The sequence below is a fragment of the Tolypothrix sp. FACHB-123 genome (genome assembly GCF_014697075.1).
Taxonomy (GTDB): domain Bacteria; phylum Cyanobacteriota; class Cyanobacteriia; order Cyanobacteriales; family Nostocaceae; genus Aulosira.
Map to the genome: position 1 here is coordinate 197,448 of NZ_JACJRE010000003.1, position 23,498 is coordinate 220,945.

The window sequence follows — 23,498 nt, forward strand, 5'->3', positions numbered from 1 at the left end:
AGGGACATGGGGCAAAAAATCCAATACCCAACACCCAACCCCCGGAAAAATTTATTTCTACAACAGTTACTAGCAGTTCTTACCTTAGCCATAGGTACGGGGCTGCTAGTTATTTTTACTCATCTTCCTGCTACCGCCTCATTTCCTTCACTAAAACCCCATCCTTTACCGCCAACCTTAGCCCAATGGCAAGATAAAACCAACAGTGGCAATTATTTTGGAGAAATTACACCCACTCAAGTTGGTTATCTAGTTTGGTCGCAGTTTCCTATTAAAGTTTACATAGAAACGCCAACAACAATTAACAGCCAGCAAGCGCAAGCTTGGGTTAACAGCATCTTACAGGCTGTGCAAGAGTGGAATGCTTATTTACCTTTATTAATAGTAGAAAAACCAGAGGTTGCAGATATTAAAATTTTGCGAAAAGCGCCACCTCTGCAAATTTCTCCTACCGATAAAATTCCCCGTGCGCGTTCAGCATTAACTACTTACGAGTTATATACCAACAACAAAATTTTATTGCATCGCTTCACTATATTATTAAGCCCTAGCCAGACTGGTAATTATGTCCTAGCCGCAGCGCGTCACGAACTCGGCCACGCCTTGGGAATTTGGGGTCATAGTCCGTTACAAACTGATGCTTTATACTTTTCTCAAGTTCGCCAACCACCGCCGATTTCTGCTAGAGATGTGAATACCTTGAAACGGGTTTATGAACAGCCAACTAGTTTGGGATGGTCTTCATAGTCGCTTAAGTTTTAACAGGTAAGAAAAACGTAATATGTAAAATTTTGCAACTCACTCCAAAGCTATATTGAGCAAGGCTTACTTTAGCCAGTGTTGTTCACTGTTATTGCTCGGTCGAGGTTATTAAATTTTTTAGAATACAGTTTTCCCATTTCGACACAGTGATTCCTACTAATTTTTACTGGTGACGTGAATATCTCCGGAAGGCTAGACTATCAGAGCAAACTGTGTTTTAAAAAACACTATGACTCTCTGCATCAATACTCAATGCCCAAAACCCCAAAATTCTGAAAATATACTGTTTTGTCAAGCTTGTGGCTCAGAATTGCTCTTGGAAGGAAGGTATCGAGTGACTCGTCAATTAGGCGCTGGTGGTTTTGCCAAGACATTTGAAGTCAACGACAGCAACACCCTCAAAGTTTTAAAAGTTCTGATGCTGATGGATGATGCCAAAGCAGTATCGCTGTTTCAGCAAGAGGCACAAGTATTAAGCCATTTGAATCACCCAGGAATTCCGAAGGGAGATGGGTACTTTACCTTCTTTCCTAAAAATAGCCAAGCGCCACTGCATTGCTTGGTAATGGAGAAAATTGAGGGGTTGGATTTGCACCAATACATGGAACAACGAAATAATCGTCCCATTGATGAAAATTTAGCACTTTTATGGCTCACTCAGTTAACAAATATTTTATATGAAGTGCATCAGCATAACTTTTTTCATAGAGATATTAAGCCACCAAATATTATGCTAAAAGCAGATGGAAATCTGGCTTTAATTGACTTTGGTACAGCAAGAGAAGTTACACAAACCTATTATCAAAAAGCAGCAGGGCAGAATATAACAGGAATTATTTCACCAGGCTATACACCACTAGAACAAGCTAATGGTAAAGCCGTACCACAATCAGACTTCTTCGCTCTTGGTCGCACATTTGTTTATTTACTTACTGGTAAATCTCCAGATCAATTTTCTGAAAATCCACGAACTGGTAAGTTAATGTGGCGAGATAGCGCCTCACAAATATCTAAACAGGTAGCTGGTTTGATTGATTATCTGATGGAAGCATTTCCTGGAAAGCGTCCTCAGAATGCTCAGATGATTTTGAGGTGTCTATCAGAAATTAGTTCAACTGTACAGCCATATTCCCCTTCTTTACCAGCATCACAATTACCACCTACCGAAATAGAAAAGCCTAAACAAAGTAGGCAAGTTCAAACGTCAGTAACTACTGAAATTCAATCTTCAAAAACTGAAACGAAGATATTCTCTAGTAAGACTGCCCAATTCATAGGTGGAGTAATTGCTTTCGCTATACTTTTTTTAGTTAAATTTGGTGGTAGAGAAATTTATAAGTTATTTGATTCTCATCCGAGTCAGCCAGTTGTGACTTCAAAACAAACTGAAATACAAGCAAGCAATTCTGCGGAATCGACAAATAATTCTGAGCCAGCAAATACTGATTCTACTAGTCAACAGCCTTCTATTCCCGAGGAAAATATACCCCCAAGTGTTCCATCTGGTTGGAAGAAGTCTCAAGGTGGCGGGGCAGAATTATGGTTGCCTCCAAGTTGGGAAGATAAAGATTTATATAAATCAATTAACAAGTTAGGTAGTCACAATCCAGAAGTTCAGCAATTTGTTCAACAAATGCAACAAAATCCCTTAGCTTTTCCAATTTGGGCTTTTGACTCGAACAATAGTGACTCAGGCTTAGTAACTAATGTAATTGTCTCCAAAGAACAAGTAAATTTTGCGACTAATTTAGAAACTTACTTACAAGAGGAGAGCAAGCAACTTCCTGCTCAAATTCGTATATTGGATATGAAAACTGGCTTGGTTGAAGATTATCAAGTAGGACGGATAATCACAGAAACATCATTCGGTATAAGCGGAAAACAAATATATTATTTCATTAAAGATGGCAGGACTATTTGGAGTGTCATTTTTTCAACTGGGGCAGATGAATTTGAAAAACGATTACCAATCTTTGAAGCAAGTATTCGTACCTTTTCAGTTAAGTAGTAGAGTTCACTGTGCCAATTTAGCACAATTAATTATACGTCCAAATTTCCCTTGCGTTTTAACGCTATATCTAATTCCTTTGTTGGTGTTTTTCGACTCTTTTTGATAAATTTTTAAGTTAGCGCGATCGCACTTTTACAGTACTTTATAAATCAAATAAACAAACCACAATCAACCCTAAAGAATTCGCCTAAAGCTTGAGCTTGAGCTTTACTCATTTCTTGCTGACCATTAAGCACTTTTGAAACAATAATCCCCGTTTCTTAACTAGGTGCAGCAGCTTCAGAGCAGTTCCACTAGGACGCTTCTGACCAATTTCCCACTTTTGAACTGTTGATGGACTAATATTTAAAATTGCTGGAAATACTGCTTGACTGACATGAGAGGATTCGCGTATTTGCTTAATTTGCTCAGGTTCTAGCGGTTCAATTGGAGACAAGCACAGGCTGTCAAATTCACGCAATGTAGTCTGATCCATCAATCCAGCCTTATGCAGCCCCGTAGCTGTTTCATGAACGGCTTCAAGAATCAGTGATTTCTTCTTCGGCATTACAAATTACCTCCATCAATTCATCTTCCAGCTTTGCTGTTTCTAGATCCTGTAGTGTGTAAGAAAACAAAATTGAAAACAACCCCTTTCTCAGGCGGCTATAAGTACGATACCCTGACGATAAAATAGTAAATTATCCGCGCCAATATGGAAAATGACCATTAAAGAACAGATTACCCAAGAATTAGATAAATTACCTGAACCTTTATTGCAGGAAATTTTAGACTTTATTCAATTTTTGCAAGCCAAACGCCAAGAAGTTAGCATATCTTCAGATAATCAACCCATTCAAACACTTGTACCAGAGCATACTTTAACAGGTTCTACTGCCGAAGATTTATTAGAATTTGTGGGAAGTTGGGAAGGTTCAGACATCAGAGAATGTCTGCAACTAGTTCATGAAAATCGTATGCCTCTGGAATTTTAATTGTGTATCTACTTGACACTAATCACTGTTCCTTCCTCATGGAAGGTTTACCTAGCGTTGCAAATCACTTGCGTTCCCTTGGTCAAGTACAATTAGCAACGAGTGTTATTGTAGCTGGGGAGTTGCGTTTTATGGCGCAAAATTCCCAAGAAAAAGCTGCTAATCTAATCAAAATAAATTTATTTCTGCGACGTATTAACCTATATGGAATCGACAAAGAAACAACAGAAATATACGGTGATTTTAAATCAGAAATTATTAAGCAATACGGTGCAAAAGAAAAAAATAAACGTAAAACAACTAAACTACATACCATTGGTATGAGCGAAAATGACCTTTGGATAGCGGCAACAGCTATACGCCATTCACTAATTATTGTTTCTTGTGACAGTGATTTTGAGCGAATGCGACAAGTAAGAGAGTTTTCTTTAGAAAGTTGGGTTTAAATTAAGCAATCTAAAAATTAGTATAGCTGCACTTTTCCATAATCTCAGATGCAGTGCAGCTAACCAAAATTTATATCAGCACCCTTACTTACAATCTATGAGTTAGAGGTAAAGGTCGCTGTAGTAGAACTTCGCGATACAATTGTTCCAACTGAGTAATATTATCAGTGAGGGTATAGCGTTCCAATACACGCTTTCTGGCTTTCTGTCCCAATACAGTTGTTAACTCAGGATGATCTTGGAATAGTGGCAACAAGGTTTTTAATTGCGATCGCACTGTCTTAGTATTTAAAACTACACCCGCGCCTTTTTCCAATACTTCCCCATCAGCACCCACATCTGTAGCTAAACAAGCCAAACCACAAGCCATTGCTTCTAACAGTGATAAAGATAGCCCCTCTACCAGCGAAGGCAAAATAAATACATCCGCTCCCTGTAAAATCTCGATGCGGCGGTGTTCATCAGCAATAAATCCTAGCCAAATAATCCCTTCTTCTGCACCATAAAACGGCTGTAAAGAAGATTTCAAAGGGCCATCACCAACAATTAGCAGCTTGCTATCTGGTTCCATTTCCGACTGCTTCCAAGCACGCAGCAGGGGTTCGACGTTTTTCTCTGGTGCTATCCTTCCTTGATAGACAAATAAGCGTTCGGCTTGAAATTCTGCTTTGACTTGAGAACTTCCGGGAGCATATTTACTGGTATCAACTCCGTTGGGAATCACAGCAACTTTTTCTTCCCGCACGCCCATCCGCCCTAATAAATCTCGCTGAATTTGGGAAAATACAATCACGCGATCGTAGTTCACCAAAAAAGGTGCGTATAGCTGATAGGCCAAAAGTTGAGTTCCGGAGATCAGTTTTGCCCCTTTACCTGCAAATGGTGTGTGGAAAGTAGCGATGAGGGGCAAATTCAATTGCTCGCAAATTTCTGGAAGAATAAAGTCCAGGGGAGATAAAGTCAAGGAAGCGTGGACGATATCTGGTTTAATTTCCCGCAACGACTCAGTTAATACTTTGGTTGCCTTAAACGTGGGAATTGTGTAAACCTGAGACTTGTAAAGGAAGGGTAAGGAAACTTCTTGAAATTTCGGCCAGTTATCAGGTTCAGATTCTTCTTGGGCAAAGTGGAGAAAGCTAACTTCATGCCCTCGATCTAGCAAGGCATTTGTAATTTCTCGACTATAAGTGACATTGCCACAAAATGGTGATTTTTTTCCAATCCAGGCTATACGCATTCTTTATTTAGTTATAGGAAGAGCGGGTTTAGTATTTAGTTATTTTTCCTTTATGCTTTCGCTTTTATCTTGTTGTTATCACTGACTGGTTAGCAGTCATCAAACCTCATAATTTTCTCCGGTTCAAATAGGCAAATTTTCAGCTTGATTCAATTTGTAAATTCGGAATGGAATAAAGATAACATTCAAACTCAACAAAGGTCTAAATCTTTAGCTTTGATGTTTGCACTTCCCAACAGCAACAATGTCTATTTATCGCTTTAGTTATGCTATGGAGAATTTGTTAATAGATATGAGTTAATGAAACCTTTTGAGCCAGGATTCACAATGCTCCCTAGTTATGCCTATGGTAATTTATGGCTGAGTTCAGTCTATCACAAAAACTTCAGCTAACAGTAAATGATTAAGGTTCTCAAATTAATGATTAATAGCTACCGATGAGCGTTATACCAGGTAAAGATACCTCCAAAAAAGACGATTACAGCTAATGCTAAAAATACAGCTTGTAAGCCGATAAAGGTTTCTGCAACCCCAGCTAATGCTAAAGGTAATGAAAGGGCAATATTAATGACATTATTTTGCAGACCAAAAACTTTACCCCGCATTTCTGGTGGGGTTTCGGTTTGGATTGTGGTTTGCATAGGAATGCCAACAAGTGCGCCAAAAACACCCAACATTGCTACTAACAAAAGTACAATCCAGAGATTGGTTGTAAATATAGATAAACCAATCAGTGCTGCTGCCATACCCAAACAACCACAAAGACTTAAGGCAGTATAAGAGAAGCGTTGACCAAACTGACCGAGTATTGTCGCTCCTCCAGCAATCCCGACGCCACCAGCTGCTAATAAAAAGCCAAATTGCGAGGCTTTCATGTTAGGAATTATTTCTGCCATCCGTACAGCTAAAACAGTTAAGGCAGCAAAGATAGAAAATAATATGATTAATTGCACTAAAGCGCTACGCACACGATGATTGTCTTTGAGATAACGCAATCCATCGCGTAAGTCAGCAAAAACATGGGGAAATTCAGTTTCAGCGTCGTGGGGTTTTTCTTTAGTTACCAAGAAACTCAAAATTATGCCGGCGATCGCATAACTTCCACCAACTAAAATTTCCTTACCTAATCCACCATTACCACCTATTTGTAACCAAAGCTGATCCGCGATCGCTAATAGTGGTTCTCCAACAGCAAAACCCACAATCACCGAGGCCATCATGGTTGTGGTGTAGAGGGAATTAGCCGAAAGTAAATGCTGTTCTTCCACTACTAAGGGAATAGCTGTTTGTTCGGCTGGGGCAAAAAACTGTGTCAGGGTGGAAACTAAAAAAGTCACACCTAAGATGATCAAAAATCCGACTGGTAAAACTCCCACTGGCTTCCACTCATGGGTAAACCATAAAAGCAAGGGAATCACTAACACCAAAATCCCTCGCCAAACATTCGTGGCTACTAGCACCGTCTTTTTTGACCAACGATCTACAAATACACCAGCTAAGGAACCAAATAGCACGGCGGGAATGGTAAACGCCATCATTAAAGCGGATACCCAACCACTAATGCTTTGATGACTCGCTTGAAACTGGGTATTGATCAAGGCAATCATCAGTACCAGATAAACTTTATCTGCTAGCTGGCAAAAAACTTGACCGCCCCAAAGTGCTAGGAAATTCGGGTTTTTTAATACGGGTAAAAACCCCTTTTGGGGAAGATTATCTGATGTTTCATCTTTACCTGAATCATTACCATTGACATCAGGCGGCTCTTGTGCAGGGGTGATTGGTGCTTGTCCATTCACCTCAGTTTTGGCTGATGTATCTTCTTCACTAATGACATCAGGTGTTGATTTTTCTGACAGCCAATTTTTATTGTTTTGGGAAATTTCCTGCGGGGAGATATCCTGGTTGTGGATTTGACTCGGCCGAGGCTTGGGAACAGCACTCAAGTGGCTGGGTGCTGTAGAATCTGATGCTCTATTCTGTTTTTTGGCGTAACTCGGTGACAAAGGTAGGATTTTTGTATCCAAATCAGACGGTTGCATCATGGTTGGCAGCAAAGTAAGAATCGATTAAAGTGGCGGAGCGAATTTGACGACCTAAATGATACTGAGCATACTGGCGCAGGATTTGCTCAACAGATAACCAGCCGTCATCTTTAGCGGCATTTATATGCATTATCTCTGGTTGTGACAGCTGCTGGAGTAGATAAAGTTCTCTGGCATTTAAACGCTGAGAAATTACTGGTAGCTCTTGCTGATGTACAACTGTTTGGTAGGTAGAACTGGAGGTTGGAGTTGTGGGAGGTTTCCCTGAAGAATTAATTTGTCTCTCCCGTTGTTTTTCTTTTCGCAACTCTTCCCAAGTCGCCAAACCAACTATTCCCCCAGCAGCAATACTAAATCCAACTTGCCAGTGGGGGTCTGTAAAATTTGGTACTAGCTGACGTTGCGTCAAAGCACAAACTTGCACCTGTGGTGTCAACCCTGCCAAAGCTAAAAGGTGAAATACTCCATGAGCTAGATGTGCGAGAACACCTGCTTCGTTCTGAGACAAAGTTTCCAAACGATTGAGATGTTCGTTGAGCAACTCATAAAGTTCTGCTTGGGGTTGTTCGCTCAAAGCTTGACAGAGGACAATTTCTGCTAGATATTGACTAGCAGCTAATTTACCTAAATCTTTTGTCAACCCTGGATAGGTTTTTACTGTTTGTGCTTGTGTAATTTTATCAAGCGATCGCCCTTTGGCAATCAGTAGTTCATTGACGACAAACATCCCACTCCTACCACCCAGGCTAGAATTGTGCTTGCGTGCCCCAGGGGCAACAGCTCGGATTAAACCGAACTCAGGTGTCAAAATTGTTACTATTTTATCTGATTCGCCTAGCGCCTGGGTTTTTAGATTAATTCCCGTTACTTGATAAGTTCTAGTCATTAGTCATTAGCCATAGTCATTTAGTCATCAGCCATAGTCATTAGTCATTAGTTGAGTACAAAAGACTAACGACAAAACAACAAATGACTATTCGACCTTTTCCAGGTTATCGCGCTGGCGGATTAAATCAACACCACGAGAGGTACCCAATCTAGTAGCACCTGCCAAGATTAATTCTATGGCTTGATTAACGGTGCGAATACCGCCTGAGGCCTTAATTCCTACCCTTTCGCGGGCAATCTCCTTCAACAGACGTACATCGGAAACAGTTGCACCCCCATTCCAGCCTGTACTGGTTTTTAAGAATGCAGCCCCTGCTTCCATAACTATTTCTGCTGCTATTTTTTTTTCCGCATCTGTTAACAGATTGGTTTCTAAAATTACCTTCACTGTTTGCCCAGTTTCTTCACAAATCTCCGCAATTTCTCGGTGAACGTCTTCAGTTTTACCAGCTTTTAACCAACCCAAGTTGATGACTACATCAAGTTCAGTGGCTCCATTTTCCACTGCTTCTTGGGCTTCATAAAGCTTAACAACTGAAGTAGTCGCCCCAGTCGGAAAGCCGATGACTGTACAGACTTTGGGATTTTTACCATGAAGGAGTTCTGCGGCTTGCTTAACATAGGTAGGGTGCAAGCAAACCGCCGCAAAATGAAATCTATCTGCTTCTTCACACCATTGCTCAACCTGCTCTGGAGTAGCCGTTGGCGTTAACAGGGCATGATCGATAAATGGCGCAATATCAATGTCTGGATAGTCTGCTGCCATCGTGCCTTTTGCCAATTATTGATTATTAATCTTTATAAAAAATTAAAACATTTCTTATATATATATTAAACCACATTTATTACGAGTTTATCCCGAAAAACAGGCTACTGTATAGGTTTTAGATGAGGGCTTTACAAGTAGCCTGAAATTACCTACGTAGTTATAGCATTTTAGCTTGGGGCTAGGGACTGTTTTCAAACCCTAAATTAGACTTCAATGTAGGTTGGGTTGAGGAACGAAACCCAACATTTACCTCGCTTCGTTGTGTTGCTTTCACCTCAAGCAACCTACTTTTGTAGTTTGAAAACACGCCCTAGGGGCGAGGGATTAGAGAAGAGATTAATGGTTATAAGTCGTAGTCAGGACTTTAGCGATCAAAACTTGACGATGAACTACTAGCTGTTAAAAAATCAAGAATAGTTTGCGCTAAGGCTTTTGATGCTAAATATGGCACACCATTACCAATAGTTTTAAACATATTTGTGAGTGACATATCCTCTGGAAGGGCGAAATTTGCAGGTAAAGATTGAATCGCTAAAGCTTCAGCTACAGAAATTCTTCTCACTTTGTAGGGATGTAAATGTACTTCATTATTGCCATAACAAGCCGTGGGTGAGTAGCGCCATCTGTGCAGACGTTTAAAAGATTTTTTAGAATCATCTCCCTCAGCAACTGAAGCAAATTTTGTTATTCCTCCTCTTGGTTGAAAATAATGTCTAGCGTTGGGGTGTTGCAATACATTATTTTTTATGAACCAGTATTCAACGGTAAGTTCTTGAGGAATATTTTCCGGACAATTAATTAGAGAATTTTCTTGAAATGGTTCACATTTTCGCCAAGGATAAGCAAAAACTTTCTCTTGCGGATATAAAATGTAATTCTCCCAAGGAAATACATCTGTAAGTAGTACATTATCATTAAATATTTCCTGAATTAAGCTATTTCTGAAGCCAACCAGGATAATTCTTTCTCTATCCTGTGGTACACCGTATTCAATAGCATTAATTAGGCGTTCCGTTAATATATAACCTGCATTTTGTAATTGTAGCTTTAAAGATTCAAAAAATAAACGATGTTTTTTTGTGCGCCATAAACCTTTAACATTCTCAAATAAAAAGAAATCTGGTAAATGACGACAAATTAATTCAATATAAGCAGCAGAAAGTTTACCATTATCTCCCAAATGACCTTTATTTTTACCGCCAATTGAAAAATCTGGACAAGGAGGGCCGCCAATAAAGCCAATAATATTATAAGATTTACGACAATCTTGGACTAATTCTCTCAGTCGTTTAGCTGGTAGTTCTTCTAAAAGTTTACTTACATCTGCGTCTTCTCCCTGATAATATCCATATTCAGGCAACGGTAAGTTGAGAATTTGCCGTGAATAGCGATATGCTGCCATGAATGGGAGAAATATTTCATTGACATAAACAATATTAAAACTGCTAGTTTCAAAACCTAAATCGAGGAAACCTGAACCAGCAAAGAAAGAGAATATGCAAGGTTTAAGACTCATTTCATAGCTAATTTTTGCTAATGCATTGATATTTAGTTTAAATGTAAATAGACACAGATAAATGTTTACCTGTGCCAAAAAGCGATCGCTATACAATGCCGCAAATATTTAATAATTAGTAAACATAGTTTGCACGCAAAGACGCTCAGAATAACTTTGCGCCTTTGCGTGAAATTATCCGACAGCCTTCTCAACAGCAACTTCCGGTAACAAACGCTTAACACCTTGCTTAACAAAACCTTGCAGAAAAGCCATCTGCTGATTTTGCTGGAAGACATTTTGTAAAGTTTGCCGCAATTTCTCTAAATTCAAGTTATTACCCGAATCTAAAGCTATTTCTTGTTGTTGGAAATACTCTACTAAACTTAACCCAGCTACTCTGGTGAGATAAGCTGCGCTGACTCCCTGTACTACACCACCAGCAACAAAGGTGACGGCGTTACTTTTGAGTACAGTACTCACAGCTTTTGTGGAAAGTTCGACTAAACCCAGTTTCAGCATCAAACTTCCCATTGTTCCAGCTACAGTTTGCGCCTGTTCCAAAGAGAATTTCTGCTGATAAATATTACCCAAATCCATTACCATTTGGGCATTAATCGCCGCAGTGGCTAAAACATCAAGTGCGGGGACTGGGTTAGCAAAAGCCGCAGCCGCAGCTATCCACTGATATTGTTCTATAGTTGGGGTAGCGCGATCGCGTCTGACTCCATTTACCCAGTTTTTCGCCTCAGCTTTGAGTAACTTAGCTTTTCTCCATGTTGTCGCCCAAACTAACTTCTGAGCTTGCTGAGTCACAATTTCGCTGAGTTGCTGTGTTAACTGCTGGATATCTGCTGCTGGTTGTTCTAACCACTCTTGTACAGAACCGTCAGTCTCATGCTTCCTGACTTTGATAGCCAGGGGAGACGCAGCTGTTGCAACTAAATTTCCTTGTATCCGTTGTTGTAATGACAGCAAGATACTAGCACGTTCATCTGGTAAATATTGGTCTTGCTTGTTGAAAACCAACATTACAGGTTGATTGGCTGCTTTTAGCTGCTGTAAAGTCTGAAATTCCGAATCTGTTAAGTCACCGTTGGTGAGAAACAGAACAAAATCAGATGTCTCTACTTCTGTGACAACATCGGTTTCTGAATTATCGCTAGCTTTGATAAATAATGGTGCTGTCTCATAGAAGCTAAATTTCTGCTTGATTGTTGCTTGCCAGTTAGACTTTAAAACTTCTATCAAGGTGGTTTTACCCACCGATTTACCACCAGTAACAGCTAGTTTAATTTCTTGGCGATCTAAATCTAAGAGTAATTGGTTAACTTGTTCTCGTAGGTACCCTATAGCTGGATGATTTTCTGATTCATGTACCAGTTGGTTAATTACGACTTCAGCTTGAGCGATCGCATTTTCTACATCGGCTCTTTCTACAAGCTTAATATCAAATTGCTCCACGCTAGCTTGCGGGCGATTTTTTTGGAATAACCACAATCCCCCACCAATTGCTAAAGCACTCAATAAACCAAACTCGCTAACTTGCACTATAGAATCGTGCCAACTATCTAACATCCACAGAGAAAAGGACAGTCCCAATCCTCCCACTAAAATTGGTCGTTGTAACTTCACAACCGTTACTCTCCGCACTTTTTTGACTATGCCAATTTTAGATTTTAGATTTTAGATTTTAGATTAAAAATTATTCCGGTTTATGGCCTAACCCTGCGGCGAAAAGCTCCAAAATTAAAAATTAAAATACCTAAGCTAAGTAGTTATGGGTAAGTGAGCTTGTTGAAGTGTTGTCGGGGTCAATCCCAAATCCGCAATCTAAAATCCAAAATTAATTGGCGGCTTCTACTCCAGAATAAAACAAATCCCTGCAAACTTGCTGCTTGCAGGGATTCATTTCTTTTTTATTTGGTGGCGGGAAGTGGATTTGAACCACTGACCTTCGGGTTATGAGCCCGACGAGCTACCAGGCTGCTCTATCCCGCGTCGCTTCTTCACCTCTTTAGTATAAACCTAAAGTTTAGATTTTGGCAACTATAAAAGCGATAATTCTCCAACAACTTCTAAACGCTTGTATTTTCCTAAAATCATGAACTTCTCAGCTAGGCTTTCAGCAACGCTGGGAGTAATCCAGCCCATCTGCTGAAGCAAGTGAATAGCAACTGCGTATTTTGCCCGCTTGGCTCCATCCATAACTTTAATTGCCAATCCCATGCCTTCCCCCAATCGCCCAATGCACTGTACACCTTCTGCACCAGCTTTACTTACCAATTCCCCAGGAGTTAAGCGCATGAGTTCCGTATCAAATTCCCCGTCTCCCGCTACCATTGTTGGGTGATGGGTCATCGCCCGGACAATCCGCTCCATATCTAAAGTTTTCCCGGAGGCTAGCAAGGCATAAAGCGAACCCATCTGTCCGAGTTGCATCAAGTAAGTGGGTGCGCCACAGTCATCATGAACCCCGATAAATTCCTCAGATGGCATTCGCAGCAATTCTGCTACTTTACTAAGAATTAGCTGTTGAACTGGGTGTTTGCGTTCTAAGTAATTATTCAAAGGCCAGTGACGTTGCTGACAGACGGCTAACATTCCCGCATGTTTCCCTGAGCAATTGTATTCTAGAGGACTCCGCTTGCCTTCGGGAATCGGACATTGGAGGCTACTGGGGTCAAGATCTGCCCGCCATAGGATATTAAATACCTGTCTGACTTGCTCTATGCTAGCTTTGTGGGAACTAGTGATAATCGCTAAGTCGCGATCGCTGAGGTCGTAACGTTCTAGGGTACCTGTAGATGTGACTGCAAGGGCTTGAAATGGTTTAAGTGCCGAACGGACAAATGCAGCAGTTTCCGCATTCCCCGCAACAGATAAAACCCGTCCCCGTTCGTCGCAGACAACAGCTTGGACTATATGCCTCGATTCAATAATTCCTTCCCGGAGCAACCTGACTTCCAAGGCTGCGGCTTGAGTTCGTTTTCCCATTGTCATGGGCTAAAATTTATCTCTTATTGTTATTTTTTATGATTTGTTTGTTATTTGTCAGTTGTCAGTTTGTCAATTGTCAGTTGTCAGTTGTCTTGTGACTGCTGACTATTGACTATTGACTGTTGACTAGTGACGAGTTATAACAAATGCCAAACTATACTACCAACAACAAACATTCCTGCCAAGCCAGCAAAAGTCAGTTGCAAGCGACGGAGAATGGGTTTAATTTCGTAGGTGGCAATTAAGCGATCGCGGTTTAATATTTCCTCTGGTTTGATCCAAGTTTGACCGTCATACCATCCAGACTCTTCATAAAATACTGTGCGGCTCATTAGGCGATCGCTCACATAATACCATCCTAAGTACAAACGTACTAGGAGGAGAATTATGCCAATACTTGCACCTGCTGCACCACAAAGAATAAATTGGCCAATCTGCTTATGTGGTGGAAAACTGGCTGCGGCTACCGGGCCCGCTAGTATCCAGGATAAACTCCAAAGCATGAGCATTTTCGTGATATGTTCCCGCCAATTTAGGGCACAATCACGAAATAGCCAAGATGTTCTTAATTGTTCGTACTCATTGAGTGGTTGTTGTTCAGTCGGAACTGGGCAATTAGAAACCGAGGATCTTATCATGTTGGCTTACCTCCACCGTCATCGGCTATTGGAAGTTCTAAACGTTCAGCATGAGACCAGAATGCTTCTAAATTATAAAACTCCCGCTCCTTGGGCATCATGATGTGGACAATCACTTCGCCATAATCGTGCAATACCCAACTCCCTTCAGCTTTACCCGCAGTCCGCAAAGGGTGTCGTTGCAAGTCAGTTCCTACTTTGTCTTCTATAGCTTCAGCGATCGCTCTCACTTGGACTCGAGAATAGCCCGTCATCACCACAAAATAATCTGCTAAGTATGATACATCTCCTACTCTTAGCAATAAAATTTCCCCAGCTTTGCGGTCTGATCCAGCTTCGGCCACGGCTATTGCTAATTTTCTCGCTTCGTCGGTTTCGGACTGTGGGCTAGCGATCGCACTCTTTTTCAAAGATACGGATTGTATAGGGAAGTCTCCTTGGAAAAATTCAGACATTAAACCTCAGGTGCTTTATGCCTTTTGTTACATTTTTTTACAATTTTCCACAACCAATAAACTTGTAGTTGTTTAAATTGTTTTTTTGCATACTAACAAAAAAAAGGTATGTTTGGATTTGAAAATCAATCAGCAGCCATGTTTTGCTGAGTTAGCTAAAGGTCTATAAACCAAGCCAGGCAACAAATACATGGGCTATATACCTTGTGATAATTTTGCTCAGACTCAAGATGGTTAGTTGCTAAGCGAGCTAATGCTACAAGTAATTAGTTGTAAATTAAATTATATAATACAATTTGTGTTACATCAAAAACTACATAGCTGCTCCAAGTTCTTTTCTCAGAAGAATACAGCGTAAGGAAATTATACTAAGTACAAAGGAACGGGCAAAATCAATAAAAGTAAAAGTTGTCAATAGTCCATAGTCAATTGACTATGGACTATTGACAACCTCAATGTAGATATCACCAGATAACCAGTTTTTGCCCTGATAATTACTACCGCTACATGCTAATATTGCAACCTTAAACTTCTTGGTTCGATATTTTTGATGAGTTAATTACTGGATCGTCTACCTGGAGAGATTCACATAAGGATTCATAGTTATTTAAAGCTTGCTCAAATGCATATTGTTCAACAGCATATTGACGACTTTTATAACCAAAATTTTTAACTTTTTCTGGATTGTTGTACAAATCCAAAATTGCATTTGCCAAAGCTTGATGATTTTCTGGAGGAACTACAAAGCCACCACCACTTTGCTTAATAGCTCTAGCGGCCGTACCATTTTCAGGTACAGAGGCAATTAATGCCCGCCCACTAGCAAGTAGTACTTGAATTTTTGAAGGCATATTGAAAGATATAACATTTTTCTTTTGCACCACTAAACCAACATCCGCAGCGGCTAACATCTGTGGTAACTTTTCTCGCGGCTGAAAAGGCAGTAGTAAAACATTATCTGCACCATAATTGAGACATTCTTGTTGCAGTCTGTGTAATCCTTTAGCTTCCCCAGCGATCGCAAAAACAATCTCAGGAATATGTCGTAACATAGCAGCAGCTTTCACAACTGTTTCTAAGCCTTGGGTGAGAGCAATATTTCCCGAATAGAGAACGACAAATTTGTCTTGAAGATTATGTGTAGCGCGGAATTGATTATTTTCTTTGGGTAAAGGACGAATAAAATTCACATCAACCCAGTTAGGAATTTGGACAATTTTGTGAGATGGTACACCTTTATGGAGTAAATTTTCGACAAATCCATCAGCAATCACGCTAATTTTAGTAGCGCTGTGATAAGCAAACTTCTCTAAATGCGTAAACAGCTTGATTAATAATTTGTTTTTGAGTATGCCTAAGTGAATAGCTGCTTCTGGTAAAATATCTTGCAGATTTAAAATCACAGGACAGTTATATAACCACCCTAAAAGAGAAGCAGGTAAGCAAACAGGTAATGATGGTGACGTGGAAATAATTACATCTGGTCGCCAGCCCAACAGCGCAGGTACAAAACTGGTGACGACAAAACTAGCATCTAACAATATCCGATCGAGCAGGTTTGGCTCTGGACGAATCCAAACAAAACTGCGCTGAATTTCCACTCCATTTTTGTATTCTGTAAGATACAGCTTACCCCGATATTTTAAGTAGATTTGACGTTCAGGGTAGTTGGGCATAGCTGTAACAACACGCACCTGATGTCCCCGTTTCACCAGTCCCTCTGCCAATTCCGTCATTAGCGGGGCAATACCAATAGGTTCTGGATAGTAGTTGTAGGAGTAAATCAAAATCCGCATAACAAATTAGTCAGAGTTATCTGGTTTTTTATTGAAAAACAATATTTATTCCCAAGATTTTTTGAACTTCTGACACACCCTAATTCATTCTCCCTTTAGTCTGTTTGTCTGTCATTGATTTTTTCTTGAAGATTAAGTAAATTTAAACAAAACCTACTTAAGTAGAAGTTAATCAAACGGTAATTAATCGAATCGATAATTATGCTTAATTGAAGGTGATATTACTTAAGTAGAATATTTTTCTTTTCTTGAAATTTACATGACAAAAGAGTAAGTTTCTCATATTAAATATCGAGAATTAGAGAATTTGGGATAAAAACTTGCGAGTTCGCTCTTGTTGAGGTTTGTTGAAAAATGAGTCTGGTGTCCCTGACTCAATGAGGGAACCACTATCCATAAGGATTACCCTATCAGCAACTTCACGGGCAAATCCGACTTCATGAGTTACTACAACCATTGTCATACCGTCACGAGCCAGACTGCGCATGACATCTAAAACTTCTCTCACCATTTCGGGATCTAAAGCTGAGGTAGGTTCATCAAATAGCATAATTTTAGGTTGCATAGCTAAAGCACGGGCGATCGCTACCCGCTGTTGCTGTCCGCCAGATAACTGTCCCGGATATTTATGTGCTTGTTCTAAAATTCCCACTCTTTCTAGCAGCTGCATCGCCAACTCCTGTGCTTTCGCCTTCGTCCACCGACGCACCCAAATGGGAGCTAAAGTAATATTGTCCAGTACTGTTAAATGGGGAAATAAATTAAATTGTTGAAATACCATTCCCACTTCTTTGCGAATTGCGTCGATATTGCGCAAATCATTGCTGAGGATAATACCATCTATAGTAATTCTGCCTTTTTGATATTCTTCTAAAGCATTAAATGTGCGGATAAAAGTAGATTTCCCTGAACCAGAAGGCCCCATTAATACAACGACTTCTCCACGATTTACTGTCAAGCTCACACCTTGTAAAACGTGAAATTGTCCATACCATTTATGAACATCTTCTGCAACAATAATTGGATTTAATTCTGCCATAATCATTCGCTTTCAATAATTAATTATCACTGACTATTGACTTAGTTTTTTTTCTAACCTCCGAGAAGCTAGAGACATCGAGTAACAAAATACCCAATAAATCGAGCCAATAAAGAGATACACTTCTGCATATCTGCCAATAAACTGAGGTTGTGCCAAAATTGAACGAGAAATTCCCGTAAGTTCTACTAATCCTACTAAAGATAAAAGGGATGTATCCTTAAATAACCCGATAAATTGACCAACTATTGCTGGGATTACAGCACGTAAAGCTTGTGGTAATACAATTAATATAATTACTAATAGAGAATTAAATCCTAGTGCTTTTGCTGCTTCTACTTGTCCGCGGGAGACAGCCTGTAATCCACCACGCACGTTTTCTGCCATATAAGCAGCGCTAAATAAAACGAGTCCAGTAATTGCGCGCACTACTCGATCTAAACGTAAATCAACTGGTAAAAATAATGGCACCATTACCTGGGCTAGGAACAAAATTCCAATCAAGGGTAATCCTCTAATTATTTCAATATAGAGAATAGAAAACCAACGAATGATTGGTAAATTGCTAGTACGTCCTAAAGCTAATAAAACTCCAATAGGGAAGGAAAGAACAATACTAACTGCTGCCATTAACAAAGTAAGTAGCAAACCATTCCACGAATTTGTAGATACAGATTGCCAGCCTAATCCACCACCAATTAACCAGAGAATTAGACTAAAAGATAATAACCATGTTAAGGAAAGCCAAGGTGATATTATTTTAGGAAATTTTCTGCCTACTCCGAATCCGACAGCTAAAAAAATAGCAATTAATAGCAACCAAAGTCGGGATATCAAATACCCTGGCAAAACCATTAAAATCCCAGTAATAATGAAAGTAGAAACTGCAATTTTCAGCTTGGTCAAATTATATTTACTAGAAAAAACACCCCATGTTATTGCAGTTAAAGTCGAGGTGATCGTCAACACAATCCAAATTCGCCAATATAAAGATTGGGGAAATCTACCTACTAAAAATAAACGTAAATTAACTTGAACTACTGCCCATTGTGCTTGGGTAGTTGTCCAAATAATAATGCTTTTGGCTAACCAAATTAGGAAGGTTATACAGATAATAGTTAGTAAGCTGTTGTACCAAGTATTAAAAAGATTTTTACGCAGCCACAATAATTGAGAATTTGTCATTGGTAATTTGTCATTGGTAATTTGTCATTTGTCAGTTATCTCTCTTGAATTTGTACCATGCGGTTGAATAAATTCATAACTACGGAAATACTCAAACTGAGGGTGAGATAGGTAAGCATAATCAGTAACATAACTTCTACCGCCCGCCCGGTTTGGTTAAAGGTGGTGGAGGCGACAAAATAAATATCGGGGTAGCCAATGGCGATCGCTAAACTGGAATTTTTGGTTAAGTTAAGATATTGGCTGCTTAGGGGTGGGATGATTACCCGCAAGGCTTGGGGAAAAACCACCAACCGCATGACTAACCCTGGTTTTAAACCAAGCGATCGCGCAGCTTCCCATTGTCCTTTAGATACTGATTGAATTCCCGCACGGACAATTTCGGCAATAAATGCACCTGTATAGAAAGTTAAACCCAGTAGTAAAGCAGAAAACTCTGGAGATAAAGTAAACCAAGGAAATTCTGCACCATTTTGACTCAGATAAATTAATCCCCAGAGAGAAATTTTATTTTCCACTTTGGGAAAACCAAGGAAAACCGCAAAGTACCAAAATAGTAATTGCAGTAGTAAAGGAGTATTGCGGAAAATTTCTACGTAAACTAGGCTAATATTCCTGACTAGCCAGTTATCAGAGAGTCGAGCAATTCCTGCACTGACTCCTACAATTGTTGTGAGAAAAATACCGATAATTGCTATTCGTAATGAGTTAATCAATCCTACCCACAAGGCGCGACTATAGGTGTCAGTTGGTTTATAGGTAATTAGAGTTTCACCAATATCAAAAGATGCTTGCTGTTTAAGAAAATTAAAACCAAACTGAATACCTAGTTGCTGTAAATTGCGGTTCAGGTTGCTCCACAGTATTGTGACTAGAACTGCTGTTAAAAATACAGTGATAAACTGTCCTGAAATCCGCCAAAAGCGGCGATCGCGCCACAATAATTTGAAATTTGTCATTGGTTAGTGGTCAGTTATCAGTGGTCAGTTGTCTTTTATGCTTCATCTATGCTCTTATCTCATCAACGGAAGGGTGGAGAATAGAGTAATCCGCCTTTTGACCACAGTTGATTTTGACCACGGGCTAGATTGAGTTTGGTCTTGGAACCGAGATTGCGATCGTAAACTTCGCTATAGTTACCAACATGCTTGATGATTCTGGCTGCAAAGTCGTTGGTTAACCCAAGACTCTCACCGAGGTTACCTTCTGTTCCTAAAAATCTTTTGATATCTGGATCGCTAGTAGTGGCAAATTGTCCCAGATTTTGAGAATTAATCCCTAATTCTTCGGCTTTAACTAAGGAATAAACTACCCACTTGACAGTATCCGCCCATTTAGTATCACCTTTTGCGACTGCTGGTGCTAATGGTTCGGAAGAAATGGCTTCATCTAGAATTACATTGTCTTCTGGTTTGGGTAGAAGCGATCGCCGCGCCACTAACGCAGAGCGATCGGCTGTAATTCCGTCACAACGTCCTTGTGCATAGGTCGCAAAGGTAATGTTTACATCCTCAAACACCACAGGTTTGTAAGTAATACCCCGTTTGCGCATTTGGTCGGCTAAGTTTTGTTCAGTAGTCGTTCCAGTTTGCACGCAGATAGCCTTATCTTTCAATTCAGCCAAGGATTTTACACCGCTACTTTTGCGTACCATAATCGCTTGACCATCATAAAAAACCACAGGTGCAAATTCCAAACCAACTGAGGTTGTGCGACTCAGCGTCCATGTGGTGTTGCGGCTGAGAATATCTACTTCCCCAGTTTGTAAAGCTGTAAACCGTTCTTTAGCGCTGAGATTGCGAAATTCCACTGCATCTGGGTTGTCAAATAAAGCTGCTGCTACAGCGCGACAGACATCAACGTCAATTCCGCTGTATTTTCCATCAGTTCCGACAAAACTAAACCCCGGAACTTCGCCACTAACACCACAAATTAACTGACCACGGTTTTTTACCGTATCCCAGCGATTTTTAACTGTTGGTGCTGTTTGGCTACTAGTTGTGTCTTTTGGATTTTCTGAGCCGCCACCACAAGCACTGATGGCAAAGATGAGAGGTGCGATCGCTAAAATTAAAGTCGATTTACCCATAAAATTTGTGGACATTTACATGATAAAATGTGTTTACTACTACAATTTTTTGGTTAAACCAAGTAGATGTTTGTAATATAAAACTTTTTGGTATCCTGTATTAAAAATTTAGCTAATACAAAAATATTTTTTGATAAAAAATCTAAAATTTAAACTCATCAAAAGCAGTATTAAGTGGCTTTTGATATAAAAAAAATAATTATTTAACTATGTCTAAAAAGCTATAAAGTTGTACTTCTACTCAGCATCAATTAGCTAATAAATAAAAGGTGGATTGCATACTTTTAGGAAAGCAAAAGTAACTGTACTAACTTAGGAATCTGTCACTAGCAGGTTAAACTAGGTTTGGTAACAGCTGCTCCACCGTTCCTTATGAGGCTATTATGGGAGCTCATCTGAAACAGATTGCTAAATACTTAGACAACCTTGGTTGGGACTATCGTGTTGATGACGAAGAAGATCGGATTATCACAGGTGTGGAAGCTGATAACCTAGAAGACTTCCTGATAGTTGTGCAATTGGATGAGGAAGGCAAGTTTTTTCGGGTGTTTGCGCCTCAAGTTCTGGCAGGAGTTCAAGAGCATCCTCATAAGGGAGCTATTCTACAAACCATGTTGGCGATTTCTTGGGAAACCAAAATGCTGCAATGGGAGTATGACCCATCTGATGGCGAAATCCGTGCGATTATCGAGTTTCCCCTAGAAGACTCAATCCTCACAGAGAAACAATTTAACCGTTGTTTAAGCGGATTAATTCAAATTGTTGATAGCATTGCCATGCCACGGCTGAAAGAGGTCATGGAAACAGGTCAAGACCCAGGCAATATAGAACTTGGTGAAAGACTTTTACTGAGTATTCAAGAAGAGGCTCCAGGATTGCTAGAAATCCTCGAAAAAGCAATGGAAGCCAGGAAAAAGCGGGGAAGTTTTCCCAGCGAGTGAGGCGGATTATCACTGAAATAGCTATACTCCAAAGTGATACCCTCACTATATACTGAATTTTCTAGGGCTGGATTTTATGACATCCTATGCAACCTCCTCTGCCAAAGCAGAAATGAGTGAACTTCGGCGTTTAAAAGGCTTACTACCGCCAGAATTGCAGAGCTGGGTCACTGTTGAAGGCACAACTGAGGTCAATCCACCCCTGATCCGTAGCGAAGAAATTGGTAAAGACCAAGTAGAAATTCAAATTGACTTGGTGAAATGGGATAGTCTGGCTATGGATCAGCGTAATCTGCTGTTTTGGCACGAAGTCGCCCGCATTCAAAATGACACAATTCCCAAAGATGGTTGGGAAATGGCAGCATTAGCTATCGGTTTAGGTGGTGCTGTTGGTGAGTTGTGGGTACAGGATGGATTGTTACTAGTTTTAGCATTAGCACTTTGCGGTGTTTCCGGTTGGCGTTTATACCAAAAAAATAACGGTGAAAAGCAACTAAAAGAATTGGTTGATGCTGATGAAAAAGCGATCGCACTGGCAACGCGCTTTGGTTACAGTCTCCCTAATGCTTACAAAAGTTTGGGTAGTGCTTTAAAAACCTTGATTGACAGCACCGCTAGCAAGCGCCAGCGCTCAAAATATGAAGCACGACTTTCTGCCCTCAAACGCAGTGCTAATAAAGCAAAAACTAAATCTAGACCTGTAGATGAAGGTGGATTTTAATCTGTGGTTTCACCCGCTCCTTAGTTACACAAACAACTAGGGAGCAGGAAAGGGGAATGAGGGTGACAAATGCCCAATGCCCCATGCCCTTTTACAATTGATTCAACAATTTATGAGTTTGCGGCACAACACGGACGTGCTGCACAAACTTTTTCATTAGAGCTTGCCACTTCAAAACCTGTTCAGGATAAGGGGCTAGTATAGGTTTTTTTGCCAATTTTTCAAAGTCAGCTAAAGGTGTGACAGGTTGTAAAAAAACCGGGATCTCAGGACTCACATCTGCCACTAATAAAGCTGAACGCTCTAATTCGTTTGGCTCTGTGTTTTGGGAAACAATTATCTTGACAAAAACATTTAAATGTGAGTCATAACTTAATTTAAGGCATTGAGCGTGTTCTTGCCAATAGCTTTCACCACTAACACTAGGTAGCTTAAAATCCATGCCTATGGAATCTAAGTAGGGCAGGATCGTGGCTAACTGTTCTGGGCGATGACCTCCGGTCTCCAGATATATGGGCAGATTAGTGAGCGATCGCACTTGGGGTAGAAATGAAGCCAAAAAAGGAGCATGTAGCAGGGGTTCGCCCCCAGTTAAGCTAATGCTATCGTGTAGAGAAGGAAGATTTTGCCGTTCAACCCATTTTAATAAAGTGGGTAGGGAAACAGGATTAGAATGCACTTCAAAATCCCGTAAGCCTGGGGTTTGCTCTATCTTACATGTGTCTGGTGCATTCCAAGTATGGGCGCTATCGCAAAAGTGACAGCGTAAATCACAAAAAGCAAAGCGAATAAAAATCTGCCTTGTCCCGACATTGAGTCCTTCCCCTTGAATAGCAGAAAAGACCTCTATCAGACGTGCAGTAGGATTAACCGTAGTTTTAGAAGTCATGGGATGATAGCAAGGCGATCGTGCCGTGTATTCACAACAGCAAGTGTTTTTAAGTCTCTTGTTCTATTGTGAATCTTCGCAGGCAATCTACAGTCTCTACCAATTCACTCACAATTAG

Annotated in this window: 22 protein-coding genes and 1 tRNA gene; 6 read left to right on the top strand and 17 right to left on the bottom strand. The window is 40.2% G+C overall.

Annotation, left to right across the window (positions count from 1 at the left end; all coding sequences use genetic code 11):
• Nucleotides 1-6: 6 nt before the first annotated feature.
• Nucleotides 7-747 carry a peptidase gene (locus H6G41_RS03440; RefSeq protein ID WP_190743613.1) on the top strand — a complete coding sequence of 247 codons (741 nt, stop codon included), beginning with the start codon at nucleotides 7-9 and terminating at the stop codon, nucleotides 745-747.
• A 244-nt stretch (nucleotides 748-991) separates the two neighbouring features.
• Entirely contained in the window at nucleotides 992-2,770 is a 1,779-nt protein-coding gene (locus H6G41_RS03445; RefSeq protein ID WP_190743615.1) for a serine/threonine-protein kinase, read from the top strand.
• A gap of 214 nt (nucleotides 2,771-2,984) precedes the next feature.
• Here the strand turns inward: H6G41_RS03445 and H6G41_RS03450 are convergent, their stop codons facing one another.
• The gene (locus tag H6G41_RS03450) at nucleotides 2,985-3,320 is read right to left on the bottom strand and encodes a DNA-binding transcriptional regulator (protein ID WP_190743618.1); all 336 of its coding nucleotides are present in this window, start codon (nucleotides 3,318-3,320) and stop codon (nucleotides 2,985-2,987) included.
• A 154-nt stretch (nucleotides 3,321-3,474) separates the two neighbouring features.
• Between H6G41_RS03450 and H6G41_RS03455 the strand changes: the two genes are divergently transcribed.
• Both H6G41_RS03455 and H6G41_RS03460 read left to right on the top strand, forming a co-directional pair.
• On the top strand, nucleotides 3,475-3,747 hold the full coding sequence (locus H6G41_RS03455; RefSeq protein ID WP_190743620.1) for a DUF2281 domain-containing protein: 273 nt from the start codon (nucleotides 3,475-3,477) through the stop codon (nucleotides 3,745-3,747).
• A gap of 2 nt (nucleotides 3,748-3,749) precedes the next feature.
• Nucleotides 3,750-4,193, top strand: coding sequence for a PIN domain-containing protein (locus H6G41_RS03460; RefSeq protein WP_190743622.1), 444 nt, complete (start codon nucleotides 3,750-3,752; stop codon nucleotides 4,191-4,193).
• A gap of 88 nt (nucleotides 4,194-4,281) precedes the next feature.
• On the opposite strand, the gene H6G41_RS03465 is transcribed toward H6G41_RS03460, so the two are convergent.
• From H6G41_RS03465 to H6G41_RS03535, 15 genes are all read right to left on the bottom strand, one after another.
• Entirely contained in the window at nucleotides 4,282-5,430 is a 1,149-nt protein-coding gene (locus H6G41_RS03465; protein WP_190743624.1) for a glycosyltransferase family 4 protein, read from the bottom strand.
• A 431-nt stretch (nucleotides 5,431-5,861) separates the two neighbouring features.
• Nucleotides 5,862-7,472, bottom strand: coding sequence for an MFS transporter (locus H6G41_RS03470; protein WP_190743753.1), 1,611 nt, complete (start codon nucleotides 7,470-7,472; stop codon nucleotides 5,862-5,864).
• Nucleotides 7,459-8,361, bottom strand: a complete 903-nt coding sequence (gene recO / locus H6G41_RS03475; protein ID WP_190743626.1) for a DNA repair protein RecO — start codon at nucleotides 8,359-8,361, stop codon at nucleotides 7,459-7,461. Before recO ends, H6G41_RS03470 begins: the two co-directional genes overlap by 14 nt.
• A gap of 87 nt (nucleotides 8,362-8,448) precedes the next feature.
• The gene (gene deoC, locus H6G41_RS03480; RefSeq protein ID WP_190743627.1) at nucleotides 8,449-9,129 is read right to left on the bottom strand and encodes a deoxyribose-phosphate aldolase; all 681 of its coding nucleotides are present in this window, start codon (nucleotides 9,127-9,129) and stop codon (nucleotides 8,449-8,451) included.
• Between the two features lie 367 nt (nucleotides 9,130-9,496).
• Nucleotides 9,497-10,648, bottom strand: coding sequence for a DNA cytosine methyltransferase (locus H6G41_RS03485; protein WP_190743629.1), 1,152 nt, complete (start codon nucleotides 10,646-10,648; stop codon nucleotides 9,497-9,499).
• A gap of 174 nt (nucleotides 10,649-10,822) precedes the next feature.
• Nucleotides 10,823-12,205, bottom strand: a complete 1,383-nt coding sequence (locus H6G41_RS03490) for a YcjF family protein (RefSeq protein WP_190743755.1) — start codon at nucleotides 12,203-12,205, stop codon at nucleotides 10,823-10,825.
• A 346-nt stretch (nucleotides 12,206-12,551) separates the two neighbouring features.
• A tRNA-Met gene (locus tag H6G41_RS03495) sits at nucleotides 12,552-12,628 on the bottom strand.
• A gap of 48 nt (nucleotides 12,629-12,676) precedes the next feature.
• Nucleotides 12,677-13,630 carry an asparaginase gene (locus tag H6G41_RS03500; protein WP_190743631.1) on the bottom strand — a complete coding sequence of 318 codons (954 nt, stop codon included), beginning with the start codon at nucleotides 13,628-13,630 and terminating at the stop codon, nucleotides 12,677-12,679.
• 134 nt (nucleotides 13,631-13,764) lie between these two features.
• A complete protein-coding gene (locus tag H6G41_RS03505) occupies nucleotides 13,765-14,265 on the bottom strand; it encodes a CGLD27 family protein (protein WP_190743633.1) in 501 nt (166 codons plus the stop codon).
• Nucleotides 14,262-14,720 (bottom strand): ribosome silencing factor, encoded by a 459-nt coding sequence (rsfS, locus tag H6G41_RS03510; RefSeq protein WP_190743635.1) that lies wholly within the window; start codon nucleotides 14,718-14,720, stop codon nucleotides 14,262-14,264. Before rsfS ends, H6G41_RS03505 begins: the two co-directional genes overlap by 4 nt.
• A 524-nt stretch (nucleotides 14,721-15,244) precedes the next feature.
• On the bottom strand, nucleotides 15,245-16,516 hold the full coding sequence (locus tag H6G41_RS03515; RefSeq protein ID WP_190743637.1) for a glycosyltransferase family 4 protein: 1,272 nt from the start codon (nucleotides 16,514-16,516) through the stop codon (nucleotides 15,245-15,247).
• Nucleotides 16,517-16,814: 298 nt separating this feature from the next.
• Nucleotides 16,815-17,555, bottom strand: coding sequence for an amino acid ABC transporter ATP-binding protein (locus H6G41_RS03520; protein WP_190743639.1), 741 nt, complete (start codon nucleotides 17,553-17,555; stop codon nucleotides 16,815-16,817).
• A gap of 33 nt (nucleotides 17,556-17,588) precedes the next feature.
• Nucleotides 17,589-18,740: an amino acid ABC transporter permease gene (locus H6G41_RS03525; protein WP_190743641.1), complete on the bottom strand. Its 1,152-nt coding sequence runs from the start codon at nucleotides 18,738-18,740 to the stop codon at nucleotides 17,589-17,591.
• A 35-nt stretch (nucleotides 18,741-18,775) separates the two neighbouring features.
• Nucleotides 18,776-19,699, bottom strand: coding sequence for an amino acid ABC transporter permease (locus H6G41_RS03530; RefSeq protein ID WP_190743643.1), 924 nt, complete (start codon nucleotides 19,697-19,699; stop codon nucleotides 18,776-18,778).
• A 62-nt stretch (nucleotides 19,700-19,761) separates the two neighbouring features.
• Entirely contained in the window at nucleotides 19,762-20,829 is a 1,068-nt protein-coding gene (locus H6G41_RS03535) for an amino acid ABC transporter substrate-binding protein (protein WP_190743645.1), read from the bottom strand.
• A gap of 383 nt (nucleotides 20,830-21,212) precedes the next feature.
• On the opposite strand from H6G41_RS03535, the gene H6G41_RS03540 reads away from it, so the two are divergent.
• The gene (locus H6G41_RS03540; RefSeq protein ID WP_190743647.1) at nucleotides 21,213-21,770 is read left to right on the top strand and encodes a hypothetical protein; all 558 of its coding nucleotides are present in this window, start codon (nucleotides 21,213-21,215) and stop codon (nucleotides 21,768-21,770) included.
• A 76-nt stretch (nucleotides 21,771-21,846) separates the two neighbouring features.
• Entirely contained in the window at nucleotides 21,847-22,491 is a 645-nt protein-coding gene (locus H6G41_RS03545) for a DUF3318 domain-containing protein (protein WP_190743649.1), read from the top strand.
• A gap of 91 nt (nucleotides 22,492-22,582) precedes the next feature.
• Here H6G41_RS03545 and H6G41_RS03550 read toward each other — a convergent pair whose 3' ends face one another.
• Nucleotides 22,583-23,380 carry a 7-carboxy-7-deazaguanine synthase QueE gene (locus H6G41_RS03550; protein ID WP_190743651.1) on the bottom strand — a complete coding sequence of 266 codons (798 nt, stop codon included), beginning with the start codon at nucleotides 23,378-23,380 and terminating at the stop codon, nucleotides 22,583-22,585.
• Between the last annotated feature and the right edge of the window lie 118 nt (nucleotides 23,381-23,498).